Origin of the sequence: Bradyrhizobium sp. LjRoot220 (assembly GCF_964252915.1) — a bacterium.
GTDB lineage: Bacteria > Pseudomonadota > Alphaproteobacteria > Rhizobiales > Xanthobacteraceae > Bradyrhizobium.
On the sequence record NZ_CAXUPS020000010.1, the window covers coordinates 58152 to 78342 of the forward strand.

Consider the following 20191-nt stretch of genomic DNA (forward strand, 5'->3'; position numbering starts at 1 on the left):
ATGGCAGGGTCAGCATGACCAGAATTTTGTCGATTGCTTTGTCCATCGCGTTTGCGTTGTCGCAAGTCCCGGCATCGAACGCGGCCGAGAACGTCAGGGATCCAAGAGCAGCGGCGCTGCGTTCAGAAATTTCATTCCGCATCGTCGGCGGCGAGCGCGCTGACAGCACGGCTTGGCCGTGGCAGGTGGTTCTCTATGTGAGGGATCGCGGGGATTTTGTGATGTCCTGCGGCGGGTCGCTCGTTCATCCGGGTTGGGTCCTGACCGCCGCTCACTGCGTCGATTCGCTCTCCCCTGAAAACTATGTCGTCATCGAAGGAACCAGCCGGGTCGATCCCATCCTCAAGGAAAAGGGGCCCGGGCGCACCGTCCTTGTTCGCCGGGTCGTGCGACACGAAGGCTACAATCCGCAGACCAAGGAGAATGACGTCGCGCTGCTCGAACTCGCCACGCCGGCGCGCGCCAAGCCGATACGTCTGTCTTTTCCCGAAAGGAGCCCGCTGGAAGCCGCAGGCACGCTGGCGACCGTGACCGGATGGGGGACCTTGCAGGCGCTCTCCGGCGGAAAAGACGTCAAGACCGGTGAAGTCATCAAGTTCGGCGATCCCAGATATTACACCAACGACCTGATGCAGGTCGAAATTCCCGTCGTCACCGAGGAAGCCTGCCAGCAAGCCTATAAGGGCGCCAAGATCGACCGGCGCGTGATCTGCGCCGGACTGCCCGAAGGCGGCAAGGATTCCTGTCAGGGCGACAGCGGCGGTCCGCTGGTGACAAAGGCCGCCGATGGCGGCTACCGGCAAATCGGCGTCGTCAGTTTCGGGCGGCAATGTGCGGCGAAGGAGGCTTACGGCGTCTACACCAGGGTCTCCGCATTTGAACCTTGGCTGCAACAGAACACGAAAATCGCGCTGGCGCAGGATGCAGCGTCGAACGCTCAGGCAACCGACCTGACGCGCCCCTCGACAACGGCGCCGGGATTACCGCCGCAGCTGCCTGCGGCGCTGGCGCCCTCCGCGCCGAATCCGCTGACCAATGCCGCCGGTGTTGCGGTCAGCTTCGCGCAGGGCGACACCGTCAAGGCCGGGCAAGTGGTCCAGTTCAAGGTCACGAGCGCAAAGCCGGGATACCTGGTGTTGATCGACCTGACCCCGGATCGGAAAATGCTGCAGATCTATCCGAATGCAATGTCGCTGAAGTCGCCGACTGGCGGCAAGCTCAGGTCGAACTACATCGAGCCAGGACGCGTCGTTCTGGTTCCAGATCCAAAGAATCCGTTCGAAGGTTTTCAGTTCAGCATCGATCCGCCGGCCGGCGAGGGCTTGCTGGTTGCGATCCTGAGCGCCGAGCCGTTGAAATCGGTGGCGATGCCGAGTGGACCGACGGAATTGAGCCAGAGCGAGGCGCTCGAATACCTGACAAAGATCACCGATGAGCTCAGCCGGGCCATCGAGATCGTCCCGGTCGGCCCCGCCGCTGGCCCCGGCAAATCCCGCGATTGGTCGTTCGCCACCAAGACGTATCGGATCGTCCAATGAGACATTTTCTTGGGCTGTGCGGTTTCCCGGGGGCATTTGCGGGTTTTGCGGCCGCGCTGGTGATGGCAACGATGTCGGCAGCCGTCGCGGCAGAGGACGGCGTTGCGGCGAAGCCCGAGACCGTAACGGCCAAACCGGACGGTGCCGCAGCAAAGCCCGACGGGGTCACTGCCAAACCAGACGGCGTGGCCGCGAAATCCGCGCCGCCAGCCGCAACCGCGCCGCAGGGCTCATCCAAGGACGATCCGGCCTTGCTCGGCGCACAGCTGCGCCTTGGCCATAACCTGGTCGACAAGCTCGCGTCGGGCCGGAAGGCCGAGCAGCCGAATGTGATCGTCTCGCCGGCGAGCCTTGCGATGGTGTTCGCCGTGCTGGACATGGGAGCCGACGAACAGATGCGCGCGGCGATCCGCAAGACCCTGGGTTTCCGCGTCGCAAGGGGCGCCGCCAAAGGCGATCTCGAAGGCTTGCGCGCGTTGGCGACTGTGGTTCTGAAGCGGGCGCACGAGGCAGGTCCGCTCGCCCTCGCCAACATGGTCGTATTCGATCCGGCGTCGAAGCCCTATCCGCAGGCGCTGCAGGAATTGACGGCCGCTGGAGCCGAGGCCTCGGTCGAAGATCTCAGCAAGCCGGAAACCATCTCGCGCATCAACGATTGGGTAAAGGCGCAGACCCGGGGCCTGATACCGGCGGTGATCGAGGAAACCCCGCAGGAGGCCGGTCTGGTGGCCGTCAATGCGCTCTATTTCAAGGACCGCTGGAAGCAGCCGTTCGACCCGTCAGCGACCCGCGACGAGAAATTCCAGGTTTCGCAGGGCCAGTCCATCAACGTGCCGATGATGCATTCCGAGGGGCGCTTTGCTTTCCGCCAGGACGGCAAGTTCGTCGCTGCGGCGCTATCCTACGCGTCCGGCGATTACGAACTCGTCGTTCTGACCAGCAAGGACGCCCCACTCGGCGCCAACGAATTTGCCGGCGTCGCGAGCTGGCTCGGCGGCGGTCAAGACTTCGCGATGTCCAACGGCGAGATCGCATTGCCGCGCTTCTCCGCATCGGGCGCTGAGGAACTGCTACCCGTCATCGATGCGCTCGGCCTTGCAAAGGCGCGAAAGGCGCCCGGCGCCCTGAAGGGCTTCACCGCGACGGCGCAAACGATCGCACGCGTGGTGCAGAAGACCGAACTTCGCGTCAACGAGGAAGGCACCGAGGCTGCCGCCGCAACGGCGGTGACGACCCTTCGCTCGGCGGCGCCGCGGCAATACGTCAAGATGGTTGTCGACAAGCCGTTCATGTTCGCGCTGCGCGACAAGCGCGCCGGTCTGGTGCTGTTGCAGGGCTATGTGGCGAAGCCGGCGGCGCGTTAGGAATTGCGAGGGGCCCGTGTTTCTAATCGCCTGGTCCAGGCCAAATCAGCCCGGGAGGGCAGGATCAAGCGGCTGGATCACGTCCCGCTTTCCGGCGAGCCACACGCTTCGCGGCGCTACGCGCCCGGGCTGACGCCGACCGTCGCCGAAAATACCCGCGTAAAATGGCTTTGATTGGCAAACCCCGCCGATATCGCGATCTCGGACAACGGCAGGTCGCGGACGGTCATCGAGCCCGCGCGCGGCGGCCTTGCCCGTGGCAGGTGAGTAGGACGGCGGGCCTGACATAACTTCCGAATAGCAGAAGTAATTTACCCCGACTTCGCCAAGGCTGCGCCGGGCGCGGCCGTCGGTTTGTTTTGCATGAACGATTTGCGGAACCTGCGAAACCCAAGCGATTGGCGGAGGCGCAGGTGCGTTAGCAGCAATCGCTCTACAGGGACAGCAATCGTTCTGGCGCAGCCGCAGCTCCGATCCGCTACATCATCACGGTGCCCACATCCAACGGACGGAGAAAAAGGATGATCTGGAAAAGCATCGTCAGACCCCGTGCGATCGCACCGGCTTCTGCGCGCTGGTCCGCAATATCTGGTTTTGCTCGCAAGACGGCTGAGACAGTCTCCGACTTCGCCAGCATCGTTCATAACCTGGTTCTGGACGTACGCGATAGCTACCGGCCCGAGCTGCACTACATGCGTGGCCCCGGCCCGAAATGGCGCGCCAAGCATCGCGGGAGGACAAGATTGGAACAGGATCGGACAAGGCATAGCCGCTTTGGGAAAGACCGTGGACCTGTGCTGCGCGTAGAACGCGCAGCCAACGCCACACTCTAGGTTCTCCGTGTCCCGGTTCCCGATCGCCGCCGCCACGCCCGCGTCTATCGTCGATGCCTTGAAAGCCGTAGCCGGTAATCCGCCAAAGGTGCGCGCGAGCTTCGCCAAAGGCCGATGCGTTCGCGGCACCTATGTCCCATCGGATCGGGCAGCGGAGATCACGCTATCCCAGAGTTTCATAAAGCCATCGCGCGTAGTGGCGCGCTTCTCGGTGGGCGGCGGCAATCCCGAAGTGGCGGATACCGACAACCTCGTACTGCGCGGCTTCAGTTTCAGGCTCGGCGGCGATGAGCATCGCTCGGATATTCTCGTGCAGAGCGCTCCCGTACATTTTGCCAGGACGCTCGACCAGATGCTGGCTTTCCTGAAGGCGCGCATTCCGGGACCGGATGGCAGGCCGGATTTGGAAAAAGTCAGGGCATTCTCCGTCGCAAATCCCGAAACGCGGCACCAGGCCGACTACATCACCGCGCATCCGCTGCCCGGGAGTTTTGCCGGCACGACCTATTGGGGCGTGCATTGCTTTCCCGCGACGAATTCGCAAGGCGAGACGCGGCTCATCAAGTTCAAGCTGGTTCCGGTCGGCTGGGACGTTCCGCTGACCGAAGGCGAGGCGAGGACGAAGACTGCCGACTTCCTGCACGACGATCTCCTGAAGCGGATTAACACAGGCGACGTCCGGTTCAACGTAATGGCGCTGCTCGATCGCCCCGGCGACCCCGCCATGGACGTGACCATCCGATGGCCCGATGAGGACCGTCGCGAAGCGGTGCGGCTCGGAACGATCGTCATCACCGGTGTCGAGCCAAAAGAGGCGTGCGACGCTTCGATCTTCGACCCGGCCAATCTCGCCGAAGGCATCGGTCATCCGCCGGACGAGATTTTTGCGGCGCGCCGCGCCGCCTACATCATCTCGCTGGGGAAGCGGCGCTGATTGGACGATCAGGTCTAGCTTTCCCGGGCGCCTTGGGTTTCGCGGCGCCACGCTCCCGGGCTGACGCCGACCGCGGCTGAGAACACCCGCGTAAAGTGGCTTTGATTGGCGAACCCGGCCGATATCGCAATCTCGGAAAGCGGCAGGTCGCGGACGGTCATCAGCTGCTTGGCCGCCTTCAGGCGCTGGCGAAGCAGCCACTGGTGCGGCGGCAGCCCGGTGGAGATTCGAAATGCGCGCGAAAAATGGCTCACCGAAAGATCAAACTCGGCCGCGATTTGTTGCAATGAAAGTTTTCCGCCGAGGTCCGAATCGAGTCTTTCGCAGGCGCGCTTAACCTGCCAAGGCGCAAGACCGCCGCGGGTCGGCTCGCTGCCGGGGCGCAGTCCGCCATAGGCTTGGGCGACGTGTGCGGTGAGCGCAACCATCATGTGATCGATGAAAAGTTGGTTAGTCTCGTCCGGCCGACGCAGCCCTTGCTGCAGCGACGCGCCGATATGACGGATGATCGCATCGTCATGGCCGACACCGAGCTGACAGGCGAGCTGACCGACGCGCGGCGTGCGGGACTGCTCAGTAAGACCGTCGAGCGCTGAGCGCGGCAAATAGAAAAAGAGGGAGTGGAACGGCTTGTCGATCACGTAACGCGGATCGTGCTTGAGGTCGTACAGATATGTTGCGCCCGCCGGGACATCCGCCCTCATCACGCACTTGCCGTTCTCCCAGAGTTCGCAGTCCGGGTAGTTGTGAAGTTTCAGGCTGACGAGAAAGGCATCCTCAAGGCTGAACGAGCCGGAAAGACCCGGCACGGGGTTGTCATCCCGGGTTTCGGTGACTGCGAGTTCCATGCCGCGCAGAGAACGCGTGATCAGCGACGGCGGCGCATCCTTTAGATGCAGGACCTGCGCGAGCCTTTGGCCGAAGGCGCCCGTCTGTGTCATCAGGTCGATCTCTTCACTTGGGTATAGCGGACTTGGATATAGCCGACTTGGACGTGGCCGGTCATCGTCGCCCGAGGCGACGTGGACCATTATCTGACATCCGCGCGCGATCGTCTAGTTTCCCTCGTGCAGTTGCATCGTGTCAGTTCCGTGACACAAGTTCGATAATTGCTCAAGAGTATCAGGGCTTTGTCCGTTCATTGCCGCTTACAAAAGCGTCAGCGGGCGATGATTGCCTTTTTCGAAAGCAGCAAGCCGCAACCGTTCGCCGGGTTGATTGCGACTTTGGTCGCACGCGGGTGCTTGACGGAGGCTTACGGCAGGATCGGGCAAAGCATGACGGCTTTGAGAAAGACGACGGACCTGTACAGCGCCTAGAACGCGCGCCGAAATACCCCTCAACGGCGAGGACAGGTCCATGAGCAGCAAGCCGAACTTACACGATCTTTCGAACTATCCAACGTCCGCGCCCGAGGCGCGCCAGAGCAACGCGCTGACTGCCGATGGGCGTCCCGCCGATGTGGAAATGGCGCGCGTGCTTCACACCCAACCGCTCCGCATGGCTTTGGACGACTCCGGTGGCGCGATCGCCCACTGGAAGCATGACCCATTGCACGACGTCGTCGAGCCCATGACCGATCACGTCATCATGGCCTACAACGGCACGATGCAGCGCATGGAGCGGCGGACAGGAAGATCGGTTGCGATTGGAACGTTTCGGCCCGGGGTTATCATCATCATTCCGGAAGGATCAAGCTCCCGATGGGATATTCCGAAACCAGTTGACGTCGTTCAGCTCTATCTTCCTCACAACACGCTCAAGCGCGTTGCCGACGAAGTCGACGGCGCCGCACCGACCGATCTGCTGGAGCGAACGGCACATCCCGACCCCATTACATCTCGATTGCTCCTCAGCGCGACCGACGTGCTGGAGAGCAATGATACCCTGGACAGGCTGTTCAGGCACCAGCTGATAGACCTCCTGACCACGCGCCTGCTGGCGGCGCACACCGGCGCGCCAACCACCTTCCAGCCCACCATGGGCGGGCTGTCGCCGAAGGTGCTGCTCCGCAGCATCGAGCGCCTGCGCTCGGACAGCGACGCGGACGTCTCGCTCGCAGCATTGGCGTCCGATGCCGGCCTGTCGCGCTTTCACTTCTGTCGCGCCTTCAAGGAAAGCACCGGGCTGTCACCGCATGCCTGGCTACGCCAACACCGGCTCGAGCAGGCCATGAACATGCTGCGCGACACCGACGCGTCGGTGGTCTCGGTCGCAGCCGCGCTTGGCTACGCCTCCCAGACCGCCTTCGCCGCCGCATTCAGGAAGCTGACCGGCGAAACCCCGAGCGATTGGCGAAGGCGGGTGCGTTAGCAGCAATCTCTCGATAGCTACGGCAATCGCTCTGGGGCAGTCACTGGTTTGGTCCGCTAAATAAGGATCATCGAGTTGCTCACGAACGACCGAGGGAGACAAACTATGGCCTGGAAGAACATCGTCGGCCCATATGCGATCACCTCACGACGGAGGGTCGTCGCAAGCGCCATCATGTACGGACTTTCATTGACGGTTCGCTTCACGTCACCGACGGGTGAAGAAGCCGAAAATCCGGCGCAGGCCGCTCAAGGCGGCAGTCCGATGAACTCCATCATGATCAACGACGGCGCCCAGATTTTCAAGAACTGGGCACCGAAGCCCGCGCACTCGATCGTCTTTCAACGCGGCTGGCCTCTCAGTTCGAGAAGCTGCCGCGCGGCATGTGAACGGCCCATGCCAATGCTGGACTGCCCCCTTCCATAGGGGCCTGGCGCCTTCGTTACACGTCTTCGCGTCGTCGTCGATCGCTGCTGCCGTTGAGGAGCAGCGGCGGTAGCGCGCGGATTTTCGAGAGTATCAAACCACAGGAGAGACCACATGCGAATAGTCATCATAGGCGCCGGCTTCGCCGGCATGTACGCCGCACTTTCCGCTGCCCGCCTGCGCGACATCCAGGGTGCTTCACCCGAACAGCTCGAGATCGCACTGGTTGCACCGGAGCCAACGCTGGTGGTTCGCCCACGGCTCTACGAGCCGAAGCCCGAAACGCTGACGGCGCCACTGCTGGATGTGCTCAAGGCGATCGACGTTACCTACGTGCAAGGCAGCGCCGAGACCATCGACACAAAGTCCGGCATGGTGCAGATCGCAACAGCCAAAGGCACGCGAAAGACGCTCTCCTACGACCGTCTGGTCGTGGCCACCGGCAGCCGGCTGTTCCGCCCGAATATTCCGGGCCTTGCCGAACACGGATTTAGCGTCGACTCACTCGATGATGCGATCGCCCTCGACAAGCATTTGCACGGTCTGGCGAAACGGCCGGCGCTGAACGGGCGCGACACGGTCGTCGTGGCCGGCGGCGGGTTCACCGGCATCGAGGCGGCCACCGAGATGCCCTCGCGACTGCGCGAGATCCTCGGCAAGGACGCCAAGACACGCGTCATCATCGTCGACCGCAACAAGGCGATCGCACCTGATATGGGCGAGGGCCCTCGTCCTGTCATCGAGGAGGCCCTGCGCAAAGTCGGCGTGGAAATCCGGCTCGGCGCTGGTGTTGCGTCGCTCGATCAATCCGGCGTCACGCTTTCCAATGGCGAACATATCGAAGCCGAGACCGTGATCTGGGCGGCCGGCATTCGCGCCGCGCCGTTGACCCAGCAAATCCCGGCCGAGCGCGATAATTTCGGCCGCCTGCTGGTCGACCGGGATTTGCGCGTTCCGGGAGTGGACGGCGTCTTCGCCACCGGCGATGCCGCCCGCGCGGCGTGCGACGATAGCGGCAACTACGCGCTGATGTCGTGCCAGCACGCCACGCGGATGGGCGCCTTCGCCGGCAACAATGCCGCCGCCGAACTGCTTGATGTGCCGACCAAGCCGTATCACCAGAAGGCATACGTCACCTGCCTCGACCTCGGTGAAGCCGGTGCGCTGTTCACGACCGGCTGGGAGCGCAAGGTCAAGATGGTCGGCGACGTCGGCAAGAAGACCAAGCAGGAGATCAACACGGTGTGGATCTATCCGCCGCAGGCCGAGCGTGCCGCGGCGCTGGCCTCGGCCGATCCGGAACGTGTGACTGACGTGACCGGCTTCCTCTAGACGCTTCACGCGAAACGGGCCGCGCTTCTCGCTGGCTGCGCGGCCTGCTCAACCGAGACCAGCCAGCTCTACCATGAAGCAGGAGACACACATGAACGTGAACCTGAACAACAGCTCACTCCTCGCGAGACGGGGACCCGACGAGTTGGTTCCGTCGCGCTACGCGCTGCGGGTCGGCGAGATTGACGTAATGGTGATCAGCGATGGGGTGGTAACGCCACCAGCCGAGTCAATGGCCACAAACGCCGACCCGGCCGTCCGGGCGGCCTGGCTGGACGACATGTTCCTGTCGCGGGACGCGTTCGATTGGGCGCTGAACGAGGTCGTGGTGCGCAGCGGCGGCCAGACCATCCTCATCGACAGCGGGCTAGGGGTGGAGGTCCCGGACTTTCCGCGGGCCGGGCATTTGGTCCATCGACTGGAGGCCGCCGGCATCGATCTTACATCGGTGACCGACGTGGTGCTGACCCACATGCACTTCGACCACGTTGGCGGGCTGCTTGTCGACGGGGTGAAGGACCGGTTGCGTCCGGACCTGCGGATCCACGTGGCCGCCGCCGAGGTCAAGTTCTGGGCGGCGCCCGATTTCTCCCGCACCGGCATGCCGCCGGCGCTCGCGGAAGTGGCTCGTTCGGCCGCCACGCGGTTCTTGAAGGAGTACCGCAGCCAGCTGCGCACCTTCGAGGAAGAATACGAGGTGGCGCCGGGGGTGGTCGTCGCGCGCACCGGGGGCCACACGCCCGGGCACAGCGTTGTGCGGCTGGCGTCCGGCGGCGACCGGCTGATGTTCGGCGGTGACGCCATCTTCCCGGTCTCGTTCGACCATCCCGAATGGCACAACGGTTTCGAACACGACCCCGAGGAGGCGACCCGTGTCCGCATCCGGCTCATGCGGGAGCTGGCGACAACCGGCTCGTGGCTGGCGTCGACGCACATGCCGTTCCCCTCCATCGGACGGGTAGCGGTCGCCGGCGACGTTTTTCGCTGGGTGCCGACCTGGTGGGACTACTGACCCCAATACGCGAACAAGGGCGCGCAGCAAGCGCGTCATCCGAAACGGGCCGCGTTCCGCGCTGGCTGCGCGGCCTGCTCAGCAAGACCAGCCAAAACCCTTCACCGTGAAACAGGAGACAACACCATGAAGCATGAGACAAACATAAGCCTCGACAACGCCTCACATCCCGGTGCACCGGGCCCCAACGATTTGGTTCCGTCGCGCTACGCGGTGCGGGTCGGCGACATCGACGTGCTGGTGGTCAGCGACGGCGTGCTGCCGCTGCCAACCGCAATGCTGGCACACAATGTCGAGCCGGCCGCCCGGGCGGCCTGGCTGGACGAGATGTTCCTGCCGCCGGACGCTTTCGATTGGGCGCTGAACGTGGTCGTGGTGCGCAGCGGCAGCCAGACCATCCTCGTCGACGCCGGACTGGGCTGCGATCCGGACTTGCACTTGCCGCGGGCCGGGCAGCTGATCAAGCGACTGGAGGCCGCCGGCATCGACCTTGCGTCCGTGACGGACGTGGTGCTGACCCACATGCACATGGACCACGTTGGCGGGCTGCTGGTCGACGGCGTGAAGGAGCGGCTGCGTCCGGACCTTCGCATCCACGTGGCGGCCGCCGAGGTCAAGTTCTGGGAGGCGCCCGATTTCTCCCAGGTCTCGATGCCGCCCGGATTCCCGGACGCGCTTCGCTCGGCCGCCAAGCAGTTCGTGAAACAGTACCGCAGCCAGCTGCGGTTGTTCGAGGAGGAGCACGAGGTGGCGCCGGGGGTGGTCGTCCATCGCACCGGCGGCCATACCCCCGGGCACAGCGTGGTCCGCGTGGCGTCCGGCGGCGACCGGCTGACGTTCGCCGGGGACCTCGTGTTCGCGGTCGGGTTCGAACACCCCGAATGGTACAACGGCTTCGAACACGACCCCGAGGAGTCGGCCCGCGTTCGTATCAATCTGTTGCGGGAGCTGGCCGAGACTGGCGGACTGCTGGTGGCCACACACCTGCCGTTTCCATCGGTCGGGCGAGTGGCGGTCGACGGCGACGCCTTTCGCTGGGTGCCGGTGTTCTGGGACTTCTGACCGCACGGTCTGAACGAAAGCGCAAGCGCTTCATTCGATACGGGCCGCGTTTCCAGCACTGGCGCGCGGCCCGCTCACCCCAAATCCTTTTGGAGTTACCGATGAAACACGACACCGTGCGCGCGACAGCGTTCGCCATGCCGCTGACGAACTCGGCCTTTCCACCCGGACCCTACCGGTTCATCAACCGCGAATACTTCATCATCCAGTACCGCACCGATCCCGAAGCGTTGCGCCGGATCGTGCCGGAGCCGCTGGCACTGACCGAGCCGGTGGTGAACTACGAGTTCATCCGGATGCCTGACTCCACCGGCTTCGGCGACTACACCGAAAGCGGCCAGGTTATCCCGGTGTCTTACCAGGGCCAGACCGGCAGCTTCGTCCACCAGATGTTCCTCAACGATCATCCGCCGATTGCCGGCGGGCGCGAGCTGTGGGGTTTTCCCAAGAAGCTGGCGCAGCCGAAACTCGCCGTCGAGACCGACACGCTGGTCGGCACCTTGAACTACGGCTCGGTCCGTATCGCCACCGGCACCATGGGCTACAAGCACCGCGCGCTCGATACCTCAGTGGAAGCCAGAAAACTCGCCGCACCCAACTTCCTGCTCAAGATCATCCCGCATGTCGACGGCACGGCCCGTATTTGCGAGCTGGTGCGCTTCCACCTCGAGGACATCACCGTGAAGGGTGCATGGACCGGGCCGGCGGCGCTCGACCTGTGCTCGCATGCGCTCGCCCCCGTCGCCGAACTGCCGGTGCTTCAGGTGTTGTCGGCCAAGCACGTTGTTGCCGACCTCACACTCGGGCTTGGCACCGTGGTCCACGACTATCTGGCACCTGGCGCGACGTTACGCCGTCGCGGCACCGGGTCCGAAATCTTGATCGAAGCAAACGCCGGCTGATCGGGTCAGCCACCATGCAGGGAGTTTTGGCAATGTTGAACGTGATGCGTGAACCAACCGGTCCGGTGCTGCAGCAAACCAGGCCGCTGCCGTACGATGTCGTCGCTCTGGTGCTGCAAGGCGGCGGCGCGCTTGGCGCCTATCAGGCCGGTGTCTATGAGGGCCTGCACGAAGCCGGCATCCGGCCGAACTGGCTGGCCGGTATTTCGATCGGCGCGCTCAACGCCGCCATCATCGCCGGCTCGCCCGAAGGCGAGCGCGTGCAGCGGCTGCGCGAGTTCTGGGAGACGATCTGTGCATTTTCGATCGAGTGGCCCGCCGGCGAAGGGCTGGCCAATGCCTTGCCCTTTGCATTCGACATCACCTCGGTGCGCAACAGGATGGCGGCGACCAGGGCCCTGGTCCAGGGTCAGCCCGGCTTCTTCAAGCCGCGCTTCCCGTCGCCGCTCTGGTCGCCCTTCACGGGCGATGCCGCGACCAGCTTCTATGACACGGCGCCGTTGCATCAGACGCTGGAGCGGCTCGTCGACTTCGACCGGCTCAACTCGGGCGAAGTGCGCGTCAGCGTCGGCGCGGTCAACGTTCGCACCGGCAATTTGACCTACTTCGACACCGCCGAACGGCGCCTCGGACCGAAGCATTTCATGGCTTCCGGTGCGCTGCCGCCAGGATTCCCCGCCGTCGAAATCGAAGGCGAGCATTATTGGGATGGCGGCGTGGTTTCGAACACACCGCTGTCCCGGGTGCTGTCCGGCGAGCCATGCGACACGCTGACATTCCAGATCGATCTCTGGTCGGCGCGGGGCCGCGTCCCCCAGGACCTGATGGAGGTGTCGAGCCGGCAGAAGGACATCCAGTATTCCAGCCGCACACGCGCCGTCACCGACCAGGTGCTGCGGATGCAGAAGATGCGTCAGGCCTTGCAGCGAACCATGGAGGAGCTGCCGGAAAGCGCAAAGGCGAAGCCGGAAATCCGCGCCATCGCCGATATGGCCCGCCATCGCTCCTACAACATCGTGCACCTGATCTACCAGTCCAAGATCTACGAAGGCCATTCGAGGGACTATGAGTTCGGGCTCAGCGCGATGCGCACGCATTGGCAGAGCGGGCTCGACGACATTCGCCGCACGCTGGCTGATCCGTCGCGCCTCGAACCGCCGGCTCCTGAGCTCGGCATCGTCACACACGACGTGCATCGCCGCGACTGAGATCGCGACGATTTCATTTCTCAAGATCTCGAAAGGAATTCCAATGTTGAAAGGCAAGGCAGCCATCGTAACCGGATCGACCAGCGGCATCGGCCTCGGCATCGCCCGAGAGCTGGCGAAGGCCGGCGCCGACATCGTCTTGAACGGCTTCGGCGACGCCGGCGAGATCGAGACGATCCGCAGGAGAATCGAACGCGACCACGGCGTGCGCGTCGTCTATGACGGCGCCGACATGTCCAAGGGCGACGCCGTGCGCGGATTGATTGCCGCGACGATCGGGAAATTCGACCGCCTCGACATCCTCGTCAACAACGCCGGCATCCAGTTCACCGCGCCGGTCGACGAGTTTCCGGCGGCGAAATGGGATGCGATCCTCGCGATCAACCTGTCGGCAGCGTTCCACGGCATTGCAGCGGCGGTGCCCCAGATGAAGAAGCAGCGCTGGGGACGGATCGTCAATATCGCCTCCGCGCACGGCCTCGTCGCCTCGACGCACAAGGCCGCCTATGTCGCGGCCAAGCACGGGATGGTCGGCCTGACCAAGGTGGTCGGCCTGGAGACCGCCGGCAGCGGTGTCACCTGCAATGCGGTCTGTCCCGGCTGGGTGCGCACGCCGCTGGTCGAAAAGCAGATCAGCGACATCGCCGCGGACCGCCGCATCAGCCAGAAGCAAGCCTCCGAAGAACTCTTGTCCGAGAAGCAACCGTCGCTGGAGTTTGCCTCTCCGGAGCAGCTCGGCGGCACCGTCGCGTTCCTGTGCTCCGCGGCGGCAGAGCAGATCACCGGCACGACCATCTCCGTCGATGGCGGCTGGACCGCACGGTAGCGAGGCGCAAATGAGCAATCATTCATCCAGCAAGAAAAAGATGGTCGGCTTGCTGCTGGTCCTTGGCGCCGTGGTGATGGTGGCTACGGGATGGAAGGCTCGTTCGAACGGCGAGACGTCGACCGACAACGCCTATGTCCGCGGTGACGTGACCTCGCTCGCCCCAAAGGTTGCGGGCTACGTCACGACCGTGGAGGTTGAGGACAATCAGAACGTCCGGGCGGGCGACGTCCTGTTCCGGATCGACGACCGTGACTATCGCGCAAAGCTTGCGCAGGCGGCGGCCAATGTCGAGGCTGCGCAGGCCCGCCTTACCAACGTCGATGCCGACACTCAGCTTCAGCATGCCCTGGTTCGGCAGGCCGAGGCGCAACGACGTTCGGCCGTGGCCGAGAGGAATCTGGCGGCCAAGGCCTCGGATCGCCGCCGCGAACTGATCCGCACCAATGCCGTCAGCCAGGCCGCGGTCGATGAAAGCGACGCGGCGCTGTCGAGGGCCGAGGCGGGCGTGTCGGCGGCGTCGGCTGTGGTGGAGGCGCAGCAGCAGCGCATTGCCGTGCTTGCCACCCAGCGCGAGGCTGCCGTTGCGGCCGTGGCGCAGGCACAGGCCGCACGCGATCTTGCCCAGATCGACCTCGATAACACGGTGGTACATGCGCCGGTCGACGGCGTGATCGGCAACCGCCAGGTCCGCATCGGCCGGCTTGTCGCGCCGGGCGCCTCCTTGCTTGACATCGTGCCGGTCAAGGACGTGTGGGTCGTGGCGAACTTCAAGGAAACCCAGATCGAACATATCCGGCCCGGTCAGCGCGTCCGCATCACGGTCGACGGCTACCCGAATGAGACGATCGAAGGCCTGGTAGACAGCTTCGCGCCCGGCAGCGGCTCTGCCTTCAGTCTGTTCCCCGCCGACAATGCGACGGGAAACTTCATTCGCGTCGTTCAACGCGTACCGGTGAAGATCCGGTTTGACAGCAACCCATTGCCCGGCCGTCTGGTGCCCGGCCTGTCCGCGCGTGTCGAGGTTGACCGGAGAAGCGGCTCATGACCATCGCCGTCGCCGATACGCCGGGCCGCGCCGGATCTGTGGCAGGAGTTCTTCTTGTCGTGGGTGTCGTGATTGCGACGTTGACGGAGGCGATCGCAGGTACCGTGCTGTCGCTCGGGCGCGGCTACATTATCGGCGACACCTACGCAACTCCCGATGAGGCCGCGTGGCTGGACATCGGATACACCGCGATGAAGCTCATCGGGTTCATGACCACCCCCTGGCTGCTGACCCGCATCAATCCGCACAAACTGATCATCGGCTCGACGCTGGTCATGGGTGCGGCGTGTGGCATTGCCGTCATCACAGCCCGGCTGGACCTGTTGGTCGCACTGCGCATGATACAGGGCTTCTCCGGAGGCACCTTGCTTGTCGGCGGCCAGGCGCTCCTTTTTTTCGCTTATCCGCGCGCCCACCAACCGATCCTTCAAGCCTTGTTTGCGATGGGATCGGTCGTCGCTCCCGGGACCATTGCCCCGGCTCTCCAGGGATGGTTGCTCGACAGCCAGTCATGGACATGGATTTTTGTCAGCGTTGTTCCGGTGGCGCTGGCGGCTGCCGGCGTTCTGTTGATCGCGGACGGCCCGAGGCCTGCGGCGGTCGTGCGCCGTCCGTTCGATTGGATCGGCTTCTCACTGATGTCAGCTGCTTTTTTCTGCCTCACCTATGTATTCAGTCAGGGCAACCGATGGCGCTGGTTCGAGGAACCTCGCATCCTGTGGCTCACCGTCCTGGGCGCCGCCACCCTGTTGCTATTTCTCGGCCAGCAGGTGCTCGCCAAAGGCCGTGGTCTGCTCGATTTCACCCTGTTCCGGTCGGAAGATTTTTCCTTCGCCTTCATTGTCAGCTTTGTCGCCGGCGCCGCGCTGTTCGGCAGTGCATTCCTGATCCCGTCGTTTGCCGTATCCGTCCTTGCCTTCAGGCCGACCGACGCCGGTCTGCTCTTGTTGCCAAGCGGCGCATTTTTTGTCGGCACGCTGCTCATCGCCGCTTTCCTCATGCAAGTCCGCCGCGTTCCTCCGGTCGCCACAGTGCCGTTTGGAATCCTGATGATCATGGTTGCGATGTGGATGCTGTCCGGCTCGACCAGCGAAAGCGGCGCGCGCGACATGATGGCAGCCATTCTGTTGCGCGGCTTGGGCCTTGGCTTCCTGTTCCTGTCGATCACGCTGATCGCGTTCAGCAATCTCAATGACCGCAACCGTGCATCTGGCATCGGTCTGTTCAATGCGGGCCGCCAGCTTGGCGGCCTGATGGGGGTCGCCGGACTGCAGACACTGATCGACCATAACGTTGCCGCCAATGTTGCGGTGCTCGGCGCCCACGTCGCCGCGGGCGTTCCCGCGGTCAGCGAGCGGCTGGCGGCGACGACGGCCATGCTGGTTGCAAGAGGAATGGACGCCATGGCCGCCAGCCGGGCGGCCACGAGCCTGCTGGGCAGAGCCGTCACGGGTCAGTCCACCGTGATCGCCTTCGACACCGCGTTCAATGCAGTCGCTTTGCTTTTCGTGATCGCCGCGCCGGTGCTGGTGACCATCAAGATCGGATTCCACCGATACGCGAAAGCGCACGCGGCGCAGTCATCCCGGAAGGAGGAGCCGTAACATGAGACGTCCCGCGTCCGCTCGAGCGGACAATGCCGAACCGAAGCAAGAAGCCCGCTCTGACATCGTCTCAGCGATCAGCGATGGCGGGCCATTGCCGGTGGCTGGCCAGCGGGCATGGGATTATCTGCGTTGAATCGTTTATCGCTTGCGTGCTGGACGCCCCGGTTTTCCAAAGATCGCCGGGGGGACCGCACGATTGATGATCTCGCGAAGCGCGAAGTTCGACTGGATGCGCGAAACGAGCGGTAGGCGGGACAGTTCAGTCCGATGAATTCTCTCGAAGTCTTCGATATCGCGCGCCAGCACGATCAGGAGATAGTCGTCGCTTCCCGACATCAGAAAGGTGCGGATCACTGACGGGCAGTTGATGACGGCGGCTTCGAACGATTTCAGCGCGTCGTCACTTTGGCTGTTGAGCGCGATTCTGACCAGCACGGTCGTGTTGAGGCCAAACCGGCTCGGATCAAGGATGGCCTGATACCCCCTGATGTAGCCTTCGTCTTCCAGCGCGCGCTGCCGGCGCGCGATCGCGGTGCTCGAAAGCCCCACCCGGTCCGCCAGCTCGGTCTGACTCACCCGCGCGTTGGCGCTGAGTTCGGCGAGAATCGTCATATCGATCTTGTCGTGGTCCATATGTTTATAATCCTGCGCAATTGGGCCAATTCTCGTTGAATTTCTGCACCATCTACTGGTCATTGCGCAAGTTTCGCCGGGAAACAAACCGGCTTCCTGCTTAGAACAGGGAGGGCATACATGGGAGGTTGCAATGAAGATCGGGGTACCCAGGGAGATCAAGACGCACGAATACCGTGTCGGTCTCACGCCGGGGGCCGTTCGCGAATACGTGGCGGCCGGGCACAGCGTCGCGGTCGAGACCAATGCCGGCGCCGGCATCGGCGCAACGGACGACCTCTATCGCAAGGCCGGCGCTAGCGTGCTGGACTCCGCCCGCGAGGTGTTCGCGTCGAGCCAGATGATCGTCAAGGTCAAGGAGCCGCAAGCCTCCGAATGGTCGCAGCTGCGGCAAGACCAGATTCTCTTCACCTATCTGCACCTGGCGCCCGATCCGGACCAGGCCAAAGGCCTGCTGGCGTCCGGATGCACCGCGATCGCCTATGAGACCGTGACCGATGCCCATGGCGGCCTGCCGCTGCTGGCGCCGATGAGCGAAGTGGCGGGCCGGCTTGCGATCGAAGCGGCCGGCGCCGCGTTGCGGCGGCATGCGGGAGGCCGGGGTCTTTTGATCGGGGGCGTGCCGGGTGTCCAGCCGGCCCGTATCGTGGTGATCGGAGGCGGCGTCGTCGGAACGCACGCGGCGCGCATGGCGGCTGGCCTCGGCGCCGAGGTCACCATTCTCGACCGTTCGCTAAGCCGTCTGCGCCAGTTGGACGACCTGTTTCTGGGGCGTGTCCGTACGAAATTCTCGACCATCGACAGCATCGAGGAAGAGGTGTTTGCCGCCGATGTCGTCATCGGTGCGGTGCTTGTTCCGGGAGCGAGTGCGCCGAAGCTGGTCACGCGAGACATGTTGAATTCGATGCGCAAGGGATCGGTGATCGTGGACGTTGCGATCGACCAGGGTGGCTGCTTTGAAACGTCGCACCCGACCACCCATGATGATCCCACCTATGAGGTGGCGGGCGTCATCCACTACTGCGTCGCCAACATGCCGGGCGCTGTTCCGCTGACCTCCAGCCAGGCGCTGAATAACGCGACGCTGCCCTTCGGCCTGGCGCTTGCCAACAAGGGATTTGCAGCCGTGCTCGAGAATCCGCATTTGCGCGCTGGTCTGAACGTCTACCGGGGCCGGCTGACCTGCGAACCGGTGGCCAGGAGTCTCGGCATGCCGTTCTCGCCGATCGAGAGGACGGCGATCTGAGGCCGGCGTGATGTAACCAATTGAAATGTATGGGCTTCGGTCGCCCCCATCATGGATGCGAGGGCTCAATTTTCTCAACGCGTCAAAGGTGGTGCGGGCACCGAGAGATCAAAGAAAATCCAGCAACAACGAACGCGCGCAAGCCGAACTGAAAGGTGCTGCGCTATCGTTGCCGGGGCGATCGTTTCAGAACGGGTATATGAAGACCGGGGTTTGCTGGTTGGCCGCGCTCCGGGTTAAATCCTTCGTCTATGGAAAAATCCCGCCCCCAGAAGCAGCGCGTGTCGATCGCCGGAATGCATATCGATCGTGCCTCAGCGGTTCCGATTCACCTGCAGATCGCCGCGCATCTCCGGAACGGTATCCTGCAGGGGGTGCTTCCGGCCGGCACGCAGTTTCTCGGTTCGCGGCTGATCGCGCGCGAATTGGGCTGTTCGCGAACGGTGATTCTGACGGCGTGGGATTTGCTCTACGCCGAAGGTTACTTGGAATCGACCCCGCGCGGAGGCGTCACCGTGGCGTCGGTCAAGCAGGCGCAAGTGAGCCCGGCGGTGGCGGCGTCGTCCTCAGGGCGGGATTCAACTGCTAGCGAGATTGGCCCGGTCTCCGATCGCTGGCGGTCCCTGCTGGCATTCGAATACGACACCAACTGGAAGTCCGAATTCAGTCCCGGTGCGCCGGATGTTTCCAGCTTTCCGTTCAAGGAATGGGCGAGGCTGTTGCGGCAGGCCTGGCAGAATCCCAAAAACTCCGACTGTCTGGACCTTCCGCCCGAGGGGCATCCGGCGCTGCGGAGCGAAATCGCCAATTTCCTCGGATCGGTGCGCGGTCTGGTCTGCGCGCCGGGCAATGTGGCCGTGACATCAGGCACTTCGGGTGCGCTGGATTTTTGCAGCCGCATGATGCTCGATCACCGCGATGAAGTGTGGGTCGAGGAGCCCGGGTTCGTCGAAGCCCGGTGGACGCTGACCGCGGCCGGCGCGAAACTCATTCCGGTGCCTGTCGACGACAAGGGCCTCTGCATATCCGAGGGAATTCGGCTGGCGCCGACTGCCAAGCTCGTGGTCGTGACGCCCTCGCATCAATATCCGATCGGCGTCAGCATGGGGCTGGAGCGGCGGCTCGAGCTTTTGGACTGGGCGAACAAGAATGATGCCTGGATCATCGAGGATGATTACAATTCGGAGTTCAGGCATCAGGACAGCATGATCGCCTCGCTGCGGTCGCTCGATCGTGACGGACGCGTGGTCTATCTTGGGACATTCTCGAAGCTGATGATGCCTAGCTTGCGTATCGGCTACATGATCGCCGACGAACGCCTCATCCGGGCGTTCTCGAAAGGTCGCGCCCGGATCGATGTCCACACGTCGGGAATCGGGCAGCTCGCACTGGCGGAATTCATGCGCGAAGGACACCTGCTGAGGCACCTGCGACGAATGCGGAAGGTTTACGCCGCGCGGCGGGCTGCCTTGATCGACGCGATCGCCACGTTGATGCCGAACGATCTCACCGTGTCATCGGCGGCGACCGGGCTGCATCTGGTCGCCTTCTTTACCGAACGAATGCGGGCGCGAATGAGCGACACGGAGGCGGTAAAGCTGCTGCTGCAAACCGGCATTCACGTGCAGCCGCTGTCGCAGAACTATCTCGGCGTACCTACGCGGCAGGGATTGGTGTTTGGATATGGGCGGCTGCAGACAGAGGATGCACGCCGGCTGATATCCAAAATGGCCGCGTGCCTCCGCGGCCAGGCCTCCTAGCTGCAACAACCGGTTGGAGACATCGCAATCGCGCCTCCGGCGCGGCAGCTCTGCATGTTTCGTGGGCAGCGATGCACGGATAAGTGCAAGGATTCCCTGCAGCAACAGCAGCGCCAGGTTCGGCTGGCTGGCCCACCTGTTTGCGGC

Annotated in this window: 17 protein-coding genes and 1 pseudogene; 15 read left to right on the forward strand and 3 right to left on the reverse strand. The window is 63.6% G+C overall.

The genetic code is table 11. The features are described from left to right. The first annotated feature begins 14 nt into the window (after positions 1–14). Positions 15–1538 carry a trypsin-like serine protease gene (locus ACSQ84_RS30685; RefSeq protein WP_436215476.1) on the forward strand — a complete coding sequence of 508 codons (1524 nt, stop codon included), beginning with the start codon at positions 15–17 and terminating at the stop codon, positions 1536–1538. Continuing rightward, entirely contained in the window at positions 1535–2902 is a 1368-nt protein-coding gene (locus ACSQ84_RS30690) for a serpin family protein (protein ID WP_436215477.1), read from the forward strand. The genes ACSQ84_RS30685 and ACSQ84_RS30690 overlap by 4 nt, the downstream gene beginning before the upstream one ends. A 116-nt stretch (positions 2903–3018) precedes the next feature. Here ACSQ84_RS30690 and ACSQ84_RS30695 read toward each other — a convergent pair. Beyond that, positions 3019–3132, reverse strand: a pseudogene (locus tag ACSQ84_RS30695) (helix-turn-helix domain-containing protein); the annotation flags it as partial. Between the two features lie 610 nt (positions 3133–3742). Between ACSQ84_RS30695 and ACSQ84_RS30700 the strand changes: the two are divergent. Then, positions 3743–4669: a catalase family peroxidase gene (locus ACSQ84_RS30700; protein ID WP_436215478.1), complete on the forward strand. Its 927-nt coding sequence runs from the start codon at positions 3743–3745 to the stop codon at positions 4667–4669. Positions 4670–4683: 14 nt separating this feature from the next. On the opposite strand, the gene ACSQ84_RS30705 is transcribed toward ACSQ84_RS30700, so the two are convergent. Next, positions 4684–5610 (reverse strand): helix-turn-helix domain-containing protein, encoded by a 927-nt coding sequence (locus ACSQ84_RS30705; RefSeq protein WP_436215479.1) that lies wholly within the window; start codon positions 5608–5610, stop codon positions 4684–4686. A 418-nt stretch (positions 5611–6028) separates the two neighbouring features. Here ACSQ84_RS30705 and ACSQ84_RS30710 point away from each other — a divergent pair, with 418 nt between their 5' ends. The 10 genes from ACSQ84_RS30710 (at position 6029) to ACSQ84_RS30755 (ending at position 16402) form a co-directional block, all read left to right on the forward strand. Beyond that, on the forward strand, positions 6029–6982 hold the full coding sequence (locus ACSQ84_RS30710; RefSeq protein WP_436215480.1) for a helix-turn-helix domain-containing protein: 954 nt from the start codon (positions 6029–6031) through the stop codon (positions 6980–6982). 105 nt (positions 6983–7087) lie between these two features. Next, positions 7088–7408 (forward strand): hypothetical protein, encoded by a 321-nt coding sequence (locus ACSQ84_RS30715; protein ID WP_436215481.1) that lies wholly within the window; start codon positions 7088–7090, stop codon positions 7406–7408. Positions 7409–7522: 114 nt separating this feature from the next. Then, a complete protein-coding gene (locus ACSQ84_RS30720; protein ID WP_436215482.1) occupies positions 7523–8740 on the forward strand; it encodes an NAD(P)/FAD-dependent oxidoreductase in 1218 nt (405 codons plus the stop codon). 91 nt (positions 8741–8831) lie between these two features. Beyond that, positions 8832–9752, forward strand: a complete 921-nt coding sequence (locus tag ACSQ84_RS30725) for an MBL fold metallo-hydrolase (RefSeq protein WP_436215483.1) — start codon at positions 8832–8834, stop codon at positions 9750–9752. Between the two features lie 126 nt (positions 9753–9878). Continuing rightward, the gene (locus tag ACSQ84_RS30730; protein WP_436215484.1) at positions 9879–10814 is read left to right on the forward strand and encodes an MBL fold metallo-hydrolase; all 936 of its coding nucleotides are present in this window, start codon (positions 9879–9881) and stop codon (positions 10812–10814) included. 101 nt (positions 10815–10915) lie between these two features. Further along, positions 10916–11716 carry an acetoacetate decarboxylase gene (locus ACSQ84_RS30735; protein WP_436215485.1) on the forward strand — a complete coding sequence of 267 codons (801 nt, stop codon included), beginning with the start codon at positions 10916–10918 and terminating at the stop codon, positions 11714–11716. A 32-nt stretch (positions 11717–11748) separates the two neighbouring features. Continuing rightward, complete coding sequence (locus ACSQ84_RS30740; RefSeq protein WP_436215486.1) at positions 11749–12924, forward strand: DUF3734 domain-containing protein; 1176 nt, start codon at positions 11749–11751, stop codon at positions 12922–12924. A gap of 43 nt (positions 12925–12967) precedes the next feature. After that, on the forward strand, positions 12968–13750 hold the full coding sequence (locus ACSQ84_RS30745) for a 3-hydroxybutyrate dehydrogenase (RefSeq protein WP_436215487.1): 783 nt from the start codon (positions 12968–12970) through the stop codon (positions 13748–13750). Then, positions 13728–14798: an HlyD family secretion protein gene (locus ACSQ84_RS30750; protein ID WP_436215488.1), complete on the forward strand. Its 1071-nt coding sequence runs from the start codon at positions 13728–13730 to the stop codon at positions 14796–14798. Before ACSQ84_RS30745 ends, ACSQ84_RS30750 begins: the two co-directional genes overlap by 23 nt. Beyond that, positions 14795–16402 (forward strand): MFS transporter, encoded by a 1608-nt coding sequence (locus ACSQ84_RS30755; RefSeq protein WP_436215489.1) that lies wholly within the window; start codon positions 14795–14797, stop codon positions 16400–16402. Before ACSQ84_RS30750 ends, ACSQ84_RS30755 begins: the two co-directional genes overlap by 4 nt. Before the next feature lie 141 nt (positions 16403–16543). Here the strand turns inward: ACSQ84_RS30755 and ACSQ84_RS30760 are convergent, their stop codons facing one another. Then, positions 16544–17038, reverse strand: coding sequence for an Lrp/AsnC family transcriptional regulator (locus tag ACSQ84_RS30760; protein ID WP_436215619.1), 495 nt, complete (start codon positions 17036–17038; stop codon positions 16544–16546). A gap of 133 nt (positions 17039–17171) precedes the next feature. On the opposite strand from ACSQ84_RS30760, the gene ald reads away from it, so the two are divergent. Both ald and ACSQ84_RS30770 read left to right on the forward strand, forming a co-directional pair. Further along, a complete protein-coding gene (gene ald / locus ACSQ84_RS30765) occupies positions 17172–18284 on the forward strand; it encodes an alanine dehydrogenase (RefSeq protein ID WP_436215490.1) in 1113 nt (370 codons plus the stop codon). Positions 18285–18535: 251 nt separating this feature from the next. Further along, on the forward strand, positions 18536–20044 hold the full coding sequence (locus ACSQ84_RS30770) for a PLP-dependent aminotransferase family protein (protein ID WP_436215491.1): 1509 nt from the start codon (positions 18536–18538) through the stop codon (positions 20042–20044). The last annotated feature ends 147 nt before the right edge of the window (positions 20045–20191 follow it).